We start from the raw sequence: 13,550 nt of genomic DNA, 5'->3' as shown, positions 1-13,550 counted from the left end.
CCCTGTGTCGACCCCGCCCTCGCCAACCGCAGTCGGACCGATCCGGGTGCCGGCCGGGACGACGGCGCAGCAGGCGCTGAAGGACGCCGGCGTGCCCCTCAAGGGCCCCGACGGCGCCGTCGTCGTCCGTGACCTGGCCACCGGCGACCTCAAGGACCTCGCCTGGACCCCGGACGCCGATGCCGAGGTGGACCCGGTGCCGGCCGCCAGTGCGGACGGCCGCGCGGTCATCCGGCACTCGGCCGCCCACGTGCTCGCGCAGGCGGTGCAGGACCTGTTCCCCGGCACCCGGCTCGGCATCGGCCCGCCCGTGGAGAACGGCTTCTACTACGACTTCGACCCCGAGCGGCCGTTCACCCCCGAGGACCTCAAGGCCCTCGAGAAGCGGATGCAGGAGATCGTCAAGGCGGGTCAGCACTTCAGCCGCCGGGAGATCAGCGACGCCGACGCCCAGGCCGAGCTCGCGCACGAGCCGTACAAGCTCGAGCTGATCGGCCTCAAGGGGGGCGCCGGCGAGGCGCCGTCCGAGGACGACGGCGCCTCCGTCGAGGTGGGCGGCGCGCAGCTGACCATGTACGACAACCTCGACCCGCGGACCGGTGACCTGGTCTGGACCGACCTGTGCCGCGGCCCGCACCTGCCGCGCACCAGCACCATCCCGGCGTTCTCCCTCACCCGCAGCGCCGCCGCGTACTGGCGCGGCAGCGAGAAGAACCCGCAGCTGCAGCGGGTGTACGGCACCGCGTGGGAGAGCAAGGACGCGCACAAGGCCTACCTGGAACACCTGGCCGAGGCCGAGCGCCGCGACCACCGCCGGCTCGGCGTGGAGCTGGACCTGTTCAGCTTCCCCGACGAGATCGGCTCCGGCTTGCCCGTCTTCCACCCCAAGGGCGGGGTGATCAAGCGGGAGATGGAGGACTACGTCCGCCGCCGGCACCTGGAGGAGGGGTTCGACTACGTCGGCACGCCGCACATCAGCAAGAGCGGGCTGTTCGAGACCTCCGGTCACCTCCCGTACTACGAGGAGACCATGTTCCCGGGCATGGACCTGGACAACGCGAAGTACTACCTCAAGGCCATGAACTGCCCGATGCACAACCTGATCTTCCGGTCGCGCGGGCGGTCCTACCGCGAGCTGCCGCTGCGGTTGTTCGAGTTCGGGTCGGTCTACCGGTACGAGCAGTCCGGCGTCGTCCACGGCCTGACCCGGGTGCGGGGCTTCGCCCAGGACGACTCGCACAGCTACGTCACCCCCGAGCAGGCGCCGGGGGAGATCCGGCACCTGCTGTCCTTCGTGCTGGGCCTGCTGCGCGACTTCGGCCTCGACGACTACTACCTGGAGCTCTCCACCCGCGACGACTCGGACAAGTTCATCGGGTCCGACGAGGAGTGGGCGGTCGCGACCGCCGTCCTCGAGGAGGCGGCGAAGGAGACCGGCCTCGAGCTGGTGCCCGATCCCGGCGGCGCGGCCTACTACGGCCCGAAGATCTCCGTCCAGGCCCGTGACGCGATCGGCCGCACCTGGCAGATGTCGACGATCCAGTACGACTTCAACCAGCCGGCCCGCTTCGGCCTGGAGTTCAGCGCCTCCGACGGCAGCCGCCAGCAGCCGGTGATGATCCACTCGGCGAAGTTCGGCTCGATCGAGCGCTTCTTCGGCGTCCTCACCGAGCACTACGCCGGTGCCTTCCCGGCGTGGCTGGCCCCGGTGCAGGTCGTGGGCATCCCGGTCACCGACGAGCAGGTGCCGTACCTGACCGACGTCGCCCTGAAGCTGCGCGCCCGCGGGATCCGGGTGGAGATCGACGACTCCGACGACCGGATGCAGAAGAAGATCCGCACCGCGTCGAAGCAGAAGGTGCCCTTCGTGCTCATCGCCGGCGCCACCGACGCGGAGGCGGGGGCGGTCTCCTTCCGGTTCCGCGACGGGAGCCAGGACAACGGGGTGGCCGTCGACCACGCCGTCGAGCGGATCGCGGCCTGGATCGCCACCCGGAGCAACGCCGATCCGGCGGCGGAGACCACGGCGGTCCCCGGATGAGCGAGGACAACCTGCCCTACCGGGTGCCGGTCTCCTCCGACGACGGCGGTCCGGCGACGGTGTTCGAGCACCTCTGGACGCCGTACCGGATGGCCTACATCCGGGGTGAGGGCAAGCCCACCGGGACGCACGACTGCCCGTTCTGCGTCATCCCCACCCTCGGCGACGAGGAGGGGCTGGTCGTCGCCCGGGGCGCGTCGGTGTTCGCCGTGCTGAACCTGTACCCGTACAACGCCGGGCACCTGATGCTGGTCCCGTACCGGCACGTGCCCGACTACACCGACCTCACCGCCGACGAGGTGGCCGAGCTGGGGTCCTTCACCCAGACGGCGATGCGGGTGGTGCGCGCGGTCACCGGTGCGCACGGGTTCAACATCGGCATGAACCAGGGGTCGGTGGCCGGGGCGGGCATCGCCGACCACCTGCACCAGCACGCCGTGCCGCGCTGGGGCGGGGACACCAACTTCATGCCGGTCATCGGCCTCACCCGGGTGCTGCCGCAGGTGCTCCGGGAGACCCGGGAACTGCTGGCCGCCGCTTGGGCCGGGCACGTCGCGCCCCCGGGTCCGTCCGCCCACCCCACCACCCCGGCGGAGGCCTGAGTGCTCGGCGTCAACGCCCGGCCCGTCGTGGCCAAGGTGGTCAACCCGCTCGCGACCCGGCTGGCCCGCGTGGGGATCACCCCCGACATGGTGACCGTCACCGGCACCGTCGGCGCGATCGCCGGGGCCGCCGGCCTGATCGCCACCGGCCACCTCTTCTGGGGCGCCTTCACCGTCACGGTCTTCGTGCTGCTCGACATGCTCGACGGCGCCCTCGCGCGGCTGCGCGGTGGCGGCTCGGTGTTCGGCGCGGTGCTGGACTCCGTCGGCGACCGCGCCGCCGATGCCGCCATCTTCGGCGCGCTGGTCTGGTGGTTCTCGGGGGCCGGGGACAACCGGCTGCTGGTCCTGCTCGCCCTGCTCTGCCTGGTGCTGGGCGTGCTCACCTCCTACATCAAGGCGCGCGCCGAGGGCGTGGGCCTGGCCTGCGACGTCGGGGTGGTCGAGCGCACCGAGCGGCTGATCCTGGTCCTGGTGGGCACCGGGTTCACCGGCCTCGGGATCCCGTACGCCGTGCACGTGGCGCTCTGGGTGCTGCTGGTCGGGAGTGCGATCACGGTGGGTCAGCGCGTGCTCGCCGTGAAGCGCGCCGCCGGTGGACGGCGGATCGAGCCGTGAGCGGCGCCCGCGCCCGGGTGGCGGAGCGGCTGGCCGACGCCGGCTACGCGGCCGGCTGGCGGGCGGTGCGGATGCTGCCCGAGCCGGTCGCCCGGGGCGCGTTCGACCGCGTCGGCCGGTGGACGGCGGAGCGGGACGGGCGCGGCGTGCGGCAGCTCCGGGCGAACCTGCGCGTGGCCACCGGGGACCGGCTGGCCGAGGCGGAGCTCCAGGACCTGACCGTCCGGGCGATGCGCTCCTACGCGCGCTACTGGCAGGAGGCCTTCCGGCTGCCGACGCTCGGCACCCAGCGGATCCTCGACGGCAGCGTGATCGAGGGCGCCGAGCACCTGGCGGCCGCCCGCGACCAGGGCCGTGGCCTGGTGGTCGCCCTGCCGCACAGCGGCAACTGGGACGCCGCCGGTGTCTGGTTCGTCGACTGGCTGGACGGACCGTTCATGACGGTGGCCGAGCGGCTGCGTCCCGAGTCGCTCTACCGCCGGTTCCTCGACTACCGCGAGACGCTCGGCATGCGCGTGGTCCCCCTCACCGGCGGGCCCCGGCCGAGCTCCGAGGTGCTCCGCGACTGGCTGAAGGACGGCGGAGCCAGCTGCCTCCTCGTCGACCGCAACCTGGGCACCGGCGGCGTCCCGGTCAGCTTCTTCGGGCGACCGGCCACCATGCCCGGTGGTCCCGCGCTCCTCGCCGACCAGACCGGCGCCGCGCTGCACCCGGCCGTCTGCCGGTTCAGCGACGACGGCTGGCGGATGCACGTCTACCCGGAGGTGCCGGTGCGGGGTCCGGGCCGGCTCCGGGACCGGGTGGCCGGTGCGATGCAGGGCGTCGCCGACGCGTTCACCGAGGGGATCGCCGAGCGGCCCGAGGACTGGCACATGCTCGGCCGCATCTGGCCCGACGTGCCGCCGGACCCGCCGCGTCGCGGTCGGGAGGAGACGCGCTGATGCGCATCGGCCTGGTGTGCCCGTACCGGTGGGACGTCCCCGGGGGCGTGCAATACCACGTGCGCGACCTGGCCGAGACGCTGCGCGGCATGGGGCACCACGTGGAGGTGCTGACCCCCGCCGAACGCGAGGAGTCGGTCAGCGACCCGTACCTGACCTTCGCCGGCCGGACCGTCCCGGTGCCCTACAACGGGTCGATGGCGAGCCTGCAGTTCGGGCCGGTGTCGGCCGCGCGGGTGCGCCGCTGGCTGCGTGAGGGCCGCTTCGACGTGGTGCACGTGCACGAGCCGGCGACGCCGTCGGTGTCGCTGCTGGTCTGCATGATCGCGACCGGCCCCATCGTGGCGACGTTCCACGCCGCCACCACCCGGTCCAAGTGGCTGGCCGCGGTCGGGCCCATGACCCGGCCGTGGCTGGAGAAGATCAGCGGCCGGATCGCCGTCTCCGACTTCGCGCGACGGGTGCAGGTCGAGCACCTCGGCGGCGACGCGGTGATCCTGCCCAACGGGGTGCACGTGCCGTTCTTCGCCGAGGGCCCTCCGCTGCCGGGCTTCGGGCGGGGCACCGGCGGGCCCCCGACCATCGGTTTCCTGGGCCGCTACGACGAGCCGCGCAAGGGCCTGCCGGTGCTGCTCGAGGCCATGCGCGGGGTGGTCCGGCGGCACCCCGACGTGCGGCTGCTGGTCGCCGGGCGCGGCGACGCCGACGAGCTGTGGCGGCTGGTGGGGGAGGAGCTGCGCCCGTCGGTGACGCTGCTGGGCGAGATCTCGGAGGCCGACAAGGCGGCCTTCCTCCGCTCGGTGGACGTGTACTGCGCGCCCAACCTCCTCGGTGAGTCCTTCGGCGTCATCCTCATCGAGGCGATGGCGGCCGGCGCGCCCATCGTGGCCAGCGATCTCGATGCGTTCTCCCGCGTGCTCGACGGCGGCGACGCGGGGGTGCTGGTGCGCCGCAACGACGCCGCCGCGCTCGGCCAGGCCCTGGACGAGCTCCTCGCCGACCCGGGGCGCCGGGCGGGGCTGGCGGCCCGGGGGTCGGCCGCGGCCGCACAGTACGACTGGCAGGTGCTCGCCCGCCGCATCCTCGCCGTCTACGAGACCGTGCTGCCCGCGGGTGGTGGCGTGGTGACCGCCGGCACCGACGACGACTTCCCCGCGGTGCCGCCGACAGGCACCGCGAGGCAACCTCCCCGCATCCGGCGGCCGCGCCGCTAGCCTCGACCCCCGTGACGCCCGAGGCCTGGTTGCTGCTCGCCACCGGGATCCTGCTCGTCCTGCTCGGCTGGGCCGTCTGGACGCTGACCCGGCTGCGGCGGCTCGCGGCACGGGTGGACCGCGCGTGGGCGTCGCTGGACGCCCAGCTGCAGCGCCGGGCCGGGCTGGCCGAGGAGCTGGCCCGCAACCACCCGGCGGCCCTGGGCCCGGAGCTGGCCGCCCGGCTGGCCGCCGGCGCCCGGGAGGCGCGCACCTCGCGGACCGACGGGGACCGCGAGCTGGCCGAGAACGCCCTGGGCCACGACCTGCACGAGCTGCCCGCCGACCTCCCGGGTGTGCCTGCCGCGCTGCGCACCGACCTCGCGGGCACGCAGACGCGGGTCGCGCTGGCCCGGCGGTTCTACAACGACGCCGTCCGCGACACGCGGGAGCTGCGGGGCCGCCGGTTCCCCCGCTGGACCGGTCTGCACCGGACCCACCGGCTGCCGCGGTACTTCGACATCGACGACCGGCTGGGCGCGGTGATCCGGGACGCCGACCCGGCCGGCCACCGGTCCGGCTGACGCCCGTAGGGTCGGTCGTGCACAACCCGATTCGTCCACCCGAAGGCGGCACCCGTGGCAGAGCACCTCGACCAGACCAGCACCGCGACCGGCACCGACCGGGTGAAGCGCGGGATGGCCGAGCAGCTCAAGGGCGGCGTGATCATGGACGTCGTCACCCCGGAACAGGCGAGGATCGCCGAGGACGCCGGCGCGGTCGCGGTCATGGCGCTGGAGCGGGTGCCGGCCGACATCCGCGCCCAGGGCGGCATCGCCCGCATGAGCGCCCCCGAGATGATCGAGGGCATCATCGCCGCGGTCTCCATCCCGGTCATGGCCAAGGCGCGGATCGGGCACTTCGTCGAGGCCCAGGTGCTGCAGGCGCTCGGGGTCGACTACATCGACGAGTCCGAGGTGCTGACCCCGGCCGACGAGGCGCACCACATCGCCAAGAGCGCGTTCACCGTGCCGTTCGTCTGCGGCGCCACCGACCTCGGCGAGGCGCTGCGCCGCATCTCCGAGGGCGCGGCCATGATCCGCTCCAAGGGGGAGGCGGGCACCGGCAACGTCGTCGAGGCCACCCGGCACATGCGGTCGCTCCGCGCCGGGATCAGGGCGCTGGGCACGCTGGACGAGACCGAGCTGTTCGTCGCCGCCAAGGAGCTGCGTGCGCCGTACGACCTGGTCGCGGAGGTCGCCCGGCTCGGCAAGCTGCCCGTCGTCCTGTTCACCGCCGGCGGCATCGCCACCCCCGCCGACGCGGCGATGATGATGCAGCTGGGCGCCGAGGGGGTCTTCGTCGGCTCGGGCATCTTCAAGTCCGGCGACCCGGCGCAGCGTGCCGCGGCCATCGTGCAGGCCACCACCTTCTACGACGATCCCGAGGTCATCGCCAAGGTCTCCCGCGGGCTGGGCGAGCCGATGGTCGGGATCAACGTCGCCACGCTCCCGGAGAGCGAGCGGTACGCCACCCGCGGCTGGTGAGCATGGGGGTCCAGCGCCGCATCGCCGGATTGGACGTCGCCCGGGGGCTCGCCGTGCTCGGCATGTTCGCCGCGCACATGCGGCTCGGTGGCGAGCTGCGGCCCGACCCACGGACCTGGTCCGCGCTGGTCGACGGCCGGTCGTCGATCCTCTTCGCCACCCTGGCCGGCATCTCGGTCGCGCTCCTCTCCGGGCGCACCCGGCCACCCGCGGGCCCGGAGCTCACCCGGGTGCGGGTGCGGATCCTCGTCCGCGCGGCGTGGGTCTTCGCGATCGGCTGGGCGCTCCAGCAGCTGGACACCTTCGTCGCGGTCATCCTGGGCGTGTACGGGGTGCTCTTCGTCCTCGTGCTGCCGTTCCTGCGCTGGCCGGTGCGCCGGCTGCTCCTGGCCGCTGCCCTCGTCGCCGTCGTGGTCCCGCCGCTGCTCGTCGTCGTCGGGCAGGTGCTCGTGACGGTGCAGGTGGCGGACGCGCTCGTCCCCTCGCTGCTGGTCACCGGCTACTACCCGGCGCTGCTGTGGATCGCGTTCGTCCTGGTGGGCCTGGCGGTGGGCCGGCTGGACCTGACCTCCGACGTGGTCCGGCGCCGGCTGGCCGCGGCGGGCGCGGCGGCCGTGGTCGCCGGCTACGGCGGCGGCTGGGTGAGCACCCGGCGGCTGGCCGACGGCGTGCCCTCCGCCGGCCCGGAGACCGGGTTCGGGGCCCCGGGGGCCTTCGACGTCCGCTGGCTGACCGGCGCCGAACCGCACAGCGGGACCACCTTCGAGGTGGTCGGCTCCACCGGCCTCGCCGTCCTGGTCGTGGTGACCTGCCTGCTGGCCGCCGAGCGGCTGCCACGGCTGACCTCCCCGCTCGCTGCGGTGGGGGCGCTCGCGCTGACCGTGTACTCCACGCACCTCCTGGTCATCCGGGTGCTCATGGACCTGGCTCCCGCGCAGGCACAGGGGGCGGGCACGTGGCTGTGGTTCGCCGTCGCCGCGCTGGCCGGTGCGTGGATGTGGCGGCGCGCGGTCGGCCGCGGACCGCTGGAGTGGCTGCTCACCCGGACGTCGAGCCGGGTCGCCGGGCTCGCCCCGTCGTCGCCCGCGGTGTGAGGGCAGCCGTAACGTGGCCGGTCGTGTCCACCGGAGCCGCCCGTCCCGTCGTGGGGGTCCTGGCGCTCCAGGGTGACGTCCGGGAGCACCTGGCCGCCCTGCGGGCCGAGGGGGCCGAGGCCCGGCCGGTGCGCCGCCCGGAGGAGCTCGCCGACGTCCACGGCGTCGTCGTCCCCGGCGGGGAGTCGACGACGATGACCACGCTGGCCCGCCGGTTCGGCCTGCTGGAACCGCTGCGCGCGGCGGTCGGCGCGGGGCTGCCCGCCTACGGCACGTGTGCCGGGATGATCCTGCTCGCCGACCGGCTGCTGGACGCGCCGCCGGGCCAGCCCACGGTCGGTGGGCTCGACGTCACCGTGCGGCGGAACGCCTTCGGCCGGCAGGCCGACTCCTTCGAGACGCGCGTCGACCTGGCCGGCCTGGACGGCGGCCCGCTGCACGCGGTCTTCATCCGGGCCCCGTGGGTCGAGCAGGCCGGCCCCGGGGTCGAGGTCATCGGCCGGGTCGTCGGTGGTCCGGCCGACGGTAGGATCGTCGCGGTCCGCCAGGGGAACGTGGTGGCCACCAGCTTCCACCCGGAGTTGACCGGGGACCGCCGGGTGCACGCGCTGTTCGTCGACATGGTGCGCCGTCACCTGGCCGAGAGGGCCGGCTCGGACGCCGGGAACGAGAGGGGTAAGCCGTGAGCGGCCATTCCAAGTGGGCGACGACGAAGCACAAGAAGGCCGGCATCGATGCCAAGCGCGGCAAGCTCTTCGCCAAGCTGATCAAGAACATCGAGGTCGCGGCGCGGACCGGTGGCGGTGACCTCTCCGGCAACCCGACGCTGTTCGACGCCGTCCAGAAGGCCAAGAAGAGCTCGGTCCCGAACGACAACATCGACCGGGCCGTCAAGCGCGGCGCCGGCCTCGAGGCCGGTGGGGTCGACTACCAGGGCATCACCTACGAGGGCTATGCCGCCGGCGGCGTCGCGGTGCTCATCGAGTGCCTCACCGACAACAAGAATCGCTCGGCCATGGAGGTCCGCACCGCCATGACCCGCAACGGCGGCTCGATGGCGGACCCGGGGTCGGTCTCCTACCTCTTCTCCCGCAAGGGCGTCGTGGTCGTGCCCGCCGCCGACGGGGTGGACGAGGACAGCGTGCTCATGGCCGTCCTGGACGCCGGCGCCGAGGAGGTGCGGGACCTCGGCGACACGCTGGAGGTGCTCTGCGAGCCCGGCGACCTCATCGCCGTGCGCACCGCCCTGCAGGACGCGGGCATCGACTACGACTCCGCCGAGGCCGGCTTCCAGCCCAGCGTGCAGGTGGAGCTCGACGCCGACGGCGCGGGCAAGGTGTTCCGGCTCATCGACGCCCTCGAGGACCTCGACGACGTGCAGAACGTCTACGCGAACTACGACGTGTCCGACGAGGTCATGGAGCAGGTCTCGGCTGACGCCTGACGCCGCCGGGAGCATCGCAGCGGACCCGTCCACCCCACCGATCCCACCCGCCGCGGCGCGACGTCGGGGTTCCCGCGGCGGTGCTGCGCGCGCGCTAGCTTCCGGCGCGCAGGAGAGCCCGCTCCTGTGCCGGCGAGCACGGGAGCGCACAGGTGGCGAGGACGAGTCGGGTCGGGCGCAGCCTGCGGGCGATGACCCTGGTGGCGGTCACCGCCCTGGCGCTGGGGGCGTGGTCGCCGGCCGCGCGGCCGTCGCCGGCCGTCGTGGTGGCTGCCGACGCGGTCGCCGGTCCGGCGGCCGGGTTCACGGCACCCGCGGCCGTGGACACCGGCCGGCTGGCCGTGGGGCTGCCCCGGGGCTACGACACGCAGGCCCGGCGCGCGGAGCGCGCCGCCGTCGAGGCCGAGGCCGCCGCCGCGGTACGGGCGGCCGCCGAGGCCCAGGCAGCCGCTGCGCGAGCGGCCGGAGCCGCCTCCACCGCGGCCGCTCCGGCTGCGGGCCGGTCGTCCGGGCGGACCGCGGCACCCTCCCCGGCGGCATCCTCCGCGCCGACCGGCGCCGCGTTGCCCCTGGGCGTCGACCCCGGCGGTTCCCGCCAGGTGGTCACCGTCGTCGCGCCGTCGTCGAGGTCGACCAGCGCCCAGCTCACCGCCTGGGAGCTGGGCCCGGCCGGCTGGACGCCGGTGCTCGGCCCGGTGACCGCCCGGATCGGCTCCTCCGGGGTGGGCGCGGCCAGCGAGACCAGCACCCGCACCCCGGCCGGGACGTACACCCTCACCGAGGCGTTCGGCCGCGCCGGCAACCCGGGCACGGCGTTGCCCTACCGGGTCGTCGACGGCGACGACTGGTGGGTCTCGGACGTGCAGAGCCCCCGGTACAACCAGTACGCGGAGTGCGCCCGCGGCACCTGCGACTTCGCCGAGGCGGCCAGCGAGAACCTCGCCGACGAGCTGGCCTACGCGCACGCCGTCGTCATCGACTACAACGGGGCGGGCACCCCCGGCGCCGGTTCGGCCTTCTTCCTGCACCTCAGCAACGGCGCTCCGACCGCCGGCTGCGTGGCCGTCGACGCGGGCAGCCTCACCGCCCTGCTGCGGTGGCTGGACCCGGCCGCGCGGCCGCTGATCGCCATCGGCGTCGGCTGAGGAGGCGCCGGCCGGCGGTCCGCGGTCGGCGAACTCGTCGCGGGCGTGTTGCGGCAGGTGCGTCTCCCGGTCGGTTAGCGTAGGTCGAACAGGCGTTCGGTTCGGCGGAAGGCTTCTCCATGCGGGTGCTCGGCATCGACCCGGGCCTCACCCGGTGCGGGTGGGGTGTGGTCGACGGGCGTCCCGGCGCACGTCCCACGGCGATCGGCGTGGGCGTGGTCCGTACCCTGCCGGAGCTGGACCTGGAGCTGCGGCTGCTCGAGCTGCACACCGCGGTGACGGCGCTGCTGCGGGAGCACCGACCCGACGTCGTGGCGATCGAGCGGGTCTTCACCCAGAACAACAAGGGCACCGCCACGGGGACGGCGCAGGCGGCCGGAGTGGCTGCGCTCGCCGCGGCGCAGGCCGACCGGCCGGTCGCCTGGCACACGCCCAGCGAGGTCAAGGCGGCCATCTCCGGCAACGGCCGCGCGGACAAGGAGCAGGTCACCCTCATGGTCACCCGGGTTCTCGGGCTTGCCGCCGCCCCCAAGCCGGCGGACGCCGCCGACGCGCTGGCGCTGGCGGTCTGCCACGCCTGGCGCGGTCCGGCCCAGCAGCGGCTGCGGACGGCGGCCATCGCCGGCGGCATCGGTGCGCCGGTGCGCGCCACGACCCTGCCGCGCTGGACGGGGGTGGCGGCCCGATGATCGCCAGCGTCCACGGCCGGGTGGCGGCGGTGGGGCCCGACGGTGCCGTCGTCGAGGTAGGCGGGATCGGGCTGTCGGTGCAGTGCACGCCCGGCACGATCGCCCGGCTGCAGGTGGGCGAGGCGGCCCGGCTGGCCACCAGCCTGGTCGTGCGCGAGGACTCGCTCACCCTGTACGGCTTCGCCGACGACGACGAGCGCCAGCTGTTCGAGCTGCTGCAGACGGCGAACGGCGTCGGCCCGCGGCTGGCCCAGGCGGTGCTGGCCATCCACCCGCCGCGGGAGGTCCGGCGGGCGGTGTCGATGGCCGACGTCAAGGCCCTCATGCAGGTGCCGGGCATCGGCAAGAAGGGCGCTGAGCGGCTCATCCTCGAGCTGCGCGACCGCCTCGGCTCGGCCAGCACCGACACCTCCCTCGACGCCCCGGCACCCGCCGGCCTGCCGGTCACCCCGGTGGCGCCGTGGCGCGACCAGCTGACGTCGGCCCTCGTGGGCCTGGGCTGGAGCGCCAAGGAGGCCGAGGGCGCGGTCACCCAGCTCGCCCCGGTGGCCGACGAGCAGATCGTCGCGACCGGCAGCGTCGAGGTCGCCGTCCTGCTGCGCCAGGCCCTCCAGCTGCTGGGCCGCTCGTGACCGGGCGGGTGAGGTCGTGAGCGCGCCGTTCGACCGGTCGCTGACCGGGGAGCTGGCCGGCGACGCGGCGCAGGAGTGGACGGTGTCGCCGCAGGCGGGGGACGAGGAGCGGGTCGTCGAATCGGCGCTGCGCCCGCACTCGCTGCACGACTTCATCGGCCAGCCCAAGGTCGCCCGCCAGCTCGGCCTGGTGCTGGAAGGGGCCAAGCGGCGTGGCCGCACCCCCGACCACGTGCTCCTCTCCGGCCCGCCCGGGCTGGGGAAGACCAGCCTGGCGCTGATCATCGGCTCGGAGCTCGGCACGTCGGTGAAGATCACCAGCGGCCCGGCGATCGAGCGGTCCGGTGACCTCGCCGCCATGCTCTCCAACCTGGCGGCCGGCGACGTGCTGTTCATCGACGAGATCCACCGCATCGCCCGCCCCGCGGAGGAGCTGCTCTACATGGCGATGGAGGACTTCCGGGTCGACGTCGTCGTCGGCAAGGGACCGGGCGCCACCGCCATCCCGCTGGAGATCAACCCGTTCACGCTCGTCGGCGCCACCACCCGCGCCGGGCTGCTCACCGGCCCGCTGCGCGACCGGTTCGGGTTCGTGGGCCAGATGGAGTTCTACGAGCCGGCCGAGCTCCAGCGGGTGCTCGCCCGCAGCGCCGACCTGCTCGGCGTGGAGCTGACTGCCGAGGGGTCCGCGGAGATCGCGGGCCGCTCGCGGGGCACCCCCCGGATCGCCAACCGGCTGCTGCGCCGGGTGCGCGACTACGCCGAGGTCGAGGGCGACGGCCGGGTCACCCGCGACGTCGCCGAGGCCGCGCTGGCGCTCTACGACGTCGACCACCTGGGTCTGGACCGGCTCGACCGCGCCGTCCTCGAGGCGCTCGTCGTCAAGTTCGGCGGCGGGCCGGTGGGCGTCGCCACCCTCGCCGTGGCGGTGGGGGAGGAGCCGCACACCGTCGAGGAGGTGTGCGAGCCGTTCCTGGTGCGCGCGGGGCTGCTGGCCCGCACCTCGCGCGGGCGGGTCGCCACCGAGGCGGCCTGGCAGCACCTCGGGCAGCCGTTGCCCCGGGGCGGCGTCCCCCTCGGGCGGGTCACAGCAGACCCACAGGCACCGGGGCCGTCGTCAGAAGCGCTGTTCGACGCCTAGACTCCCGGACGCTGGCGCGCAACTCGCAGGCCGGAACGTGCGCGTCCCGTCTGGTCACCGCGCGTGCCGGTGCCGACGTACCCGACGCGGTCCCGTCCCGGACCGCACCCACCGCGGAGCACCAGACGCGGAAGAGAGGCACACCTGTCGTGGAGTACTTCCCGCTGATCATGCTGGCCCTGCTGGCCGTCGTGCTGTTCGTGCTGCCCGCCCGGCAGCGCAAGAAGATGCAGGAGCAGAACGCCGCCATGCAGGCGTCGCTCACGATCGGCACCCCGGTCATGACCAGCAGCGGCCTGCACGGCTCCGTCGCCGCGCTGGGTGACACCACGGTCGACCTGGAGATCGCTCCGGGCGTCGTCGTCACCTTCGCCCGCCAGGCCATCCTCGAGGTGCGGCGCCCGGCCGGTGCGGACACGGTCGGCGACGACCCGTCGCGTCCGGCCGACGGCACCGTCTGACC

15 protein-coding genes are annotated in these 13,550 nt (G+C 74.5%); all 15 read left to right on the top strand.

Annotated elements, in window-relative coordinates:
* The first annotated feature begins 46 nt into the window (after positions 1-46).
* The 15 genes from thrS to yajC all read left to right on the top strand — a co-directional run bounded on the left by thrS (position 47) and on the right by yajC (position 13,548).
* The gene (gene thrS / locus ACI79T_RS00580; RefSeq protein ID WP_456608099.1) at positions 47-2,041 is read left to right on the top strand and encodes a threonine--tRNA ligase; all 1,995 of its coding nucleotides are present in this window, start codon (positions 47-49) and stop codon (positions 2,039-2,041) included.
* The gene (locus ACI79T_RS00575; RefSeq protein WP_456608098.1) at positions 2,038-2,643 is read left to right on the top strand and encodes an HIT family protein; all 606 of its coding nucleotides are present in this window, start codon (positions 2,038-2,040) and stop codon (positions 2,641-2,643) included. The genes thrS and ACI79T_RS00575 overlap by 4 nt, the downstream gene beginning before the upstream one ends.
* Positions 2,644-3,261, top strand: coding sequence for a phosphatidylinositol phosphate synthase (gene pgsA / locus ACI79T_RS00570; protein WP_456608097.1), 618 nt, complete (start codon positions 2,644-2,646; stop codon positions 3,259-3,261).
* Complete coding sequence (locus ACI79T_RS00565; protein ID WP_456608096.1) at positions 3,258-4,202, top strand: phosphatidylinositol mannoside acyltransferase; 945 nt, start codon at positions 3,258-3,260, stop codon at positions 4,200-4,202. The genes pgsA and ACI79T_RS00565 overlap by 4 nt, the downstream gene beginning before the upstream one ends.
* Positions 4,202-5,416, top strand: coding sequence for a glycosyltransferase family 4 protein (locus ACI79T_RS00560; RefSeq protein WP_456608095.1), 1,215 nt, complete (start codon positions 4,202-4,204; stop codon positions 5,414-5,416). The genes ACI79T_RS00565 and ACI79T_RS00560 overlap by 1 nt, the downstream gene beginning before the upstream one ends.
* Positions 5,417-5,427: 11 nt before the next feature.
* On the top strand, positions 5,428-5,979 hold the full coding sequence (locus ACI79T_RS00555) for a LemA family protein (protein WP_456608094.1): 552 nt from the start codon (positions 5,428-5,430) through the stop codon (positions 5,977-5,979).
* A gap of 54 nt (positions 5,980-6,033) precedes the next feature.
* Positions 6,034-6,942, top strand: coding sequence for a pyridoxal 5'-phosphate synthase lyase subunit PdxS (pdxS, locus tag ACI79T_RS00550; protein ID WP_456608093.1), 909 nt, complete (start codon positions 6,034-6,036; stop codon positions 6,940-6,942).
* 2 nt (positions 6,943-6,944) lie between these two features.
* On the top strand, positions 6,945-8,036 hold the full coding sequence (locus tag ACI79T_RS00545; RefSeq protein ID WP_456608479.1) for a heparan-alpha-glucosaminide N-acetyltransferase domain-containing protein: 1,092 nt from the start codon (positions 6,945-6,947) through the stop codon (positions 8,034-8,036).
* Positions 8,037-8,059: 23 nt separating this feature from the next.
* Entirely contained in the window at positions 8,060-8,722 is a 663-nt protein-coding gene (gene pdxT / locus ACI79T_RS00540) for a pyridoxal 5'-phosphate synthase glutaminase subunit PdxT (protein ID WP_456608092.1), read from the top strand.
* The gene (locus tag ACI79T_RS00535; RefSeq protein WP_456608091.1) at positions 8,719-9,480 is read left to right on the top strand and encodes a YebC/PmpR family DNA-binding transcriptional regulator; all 762 of its coding nucleotides are present in this window, start codon (positions 8,719-8,721) and stop codon (positions 9,478-9,480) included. Before pdxT ends, ACI79T_RS00535 begins: the two co-directional genes overlap by 4 nt.
* A gap of 191 nt (positions 9,481-9,671) precedes the next feature.
* Positions 9,672-10,625, top strand: coding sequence for a L,D-transpeptidase family protein (locus ACI79T_RS00530; RefSeq protein ID WP_456608090.1), 954 nt, complete (start codon positions 9,672-9,674; stop codon positions 10,623-10,625).
* 119 nt (positions 10,626-10,744) lie between these two features.
* The gene (ruvC, locus tag ACI79T_RS00525; protein WP_456608089.1) at positions 10,745-11,314 is read left to right on the top strand and encodes a crossover junction endodeoxyribonuclease RuvC; all 570 of its coding nucleotides are present in this window, start codon (positions 10,745-10,747) and stop codon (positions 11,312-11,314) included.
* A complete protein-coding gene (ruvA, locus tag ACI79T_RS00520; RefSeq protein ID WP_456608088.1) occupies positions 11,311-11,946 on the top strand; it encodes a Holliday junction branch migration protein RuvA in 636 nt (211 codons plus the stop codon). The genes ruvC and ruvA overlap by 4 nt, the downstream gene beginning before the upstream one ends.
* A gap of 16 nt (positions 11,947-11,962) precedes the next feature.
* Positions 11,963-13,087, top strand: a complete 1,125-nt coding sequence (gene ruvB / locus ACI79T_RS00515) for a Holliday junction branch migration DNA helicase RuvB (protein WP_456608087.1) — start codon at positions 11,963-11,965, stop codon at positions 13,085-13,087.
* Positions 13,088-13,236: 149 nt separating this feature from the next.
* On the top strand, positions 13,237-13,548 hold the full coding sequence (gene yajC, locus ACI79T_RS00510; RefSeq protein ID WP_456608086.1) for a preprotein translocase subunit YajC: 312 nt from the start codon (positions 13,237-13,239) through the stop codon (positions 13,546-13,548).
* The last annotated feature ends 2 nt before the right edge of the window (positions 13,549-13,550 follow it).

The organism is Blastococcus sp. SYSU DS0619 (assembly GCF_054051035.1).
The sequence above is the reverse complement of the archived record's forward strand: the minus strand, read 5'-3'. Positions and strand labels throughout refer to the sequence as shown.

Excerpts from the sequence above, each read along its gene's own strand:
- ACI79T_RS00575 (WP_456608098.1), top strand. The coding sequence starts at position 2,038 with ATGAGCGAGGACAACCTGCCCTACCGGGTGCCGGTCTCCTCCGACGAC.
- ACI79T_RS00560 (WP_456608095.1), top strand. The coding sequence starts at position 4,202 with ATGCGCATCGGCCTGGTGTGCCCGTACCGGTGGGACGTCCCCGGGGGC.
- ACI79T_RS00545 (WP_456608479.1), top strand. The coding sequence starts at position 6,945 with ATGGGGGTCCAGCGCCGCATCGCCGGATTGGACGTCGCCCGGGGGCTC.
- ACI79T_RS00530 (WP_456608090.1), top strand. The coding sequence starts at position 9,672 with ATGACCCTGGTGGCGGTCACCGCCCTGGCGCTGGGGGCGTGGTCGCCG.
- ruvC (WP_456608089.1), top strand. The coding sequence starts at position 10,745 with ATGCGGGTGCTCGGCATCGACCCGGGCCTCACCCGGTGCGGGTGGGGT.
- ruvA (WP_456608088.1), top strand. The coding sequence starts at position 11,311 with ATGATCGCCAGCGTCCACGGCCGGGTGGCGGCGGTGGGGCCCGACGGT.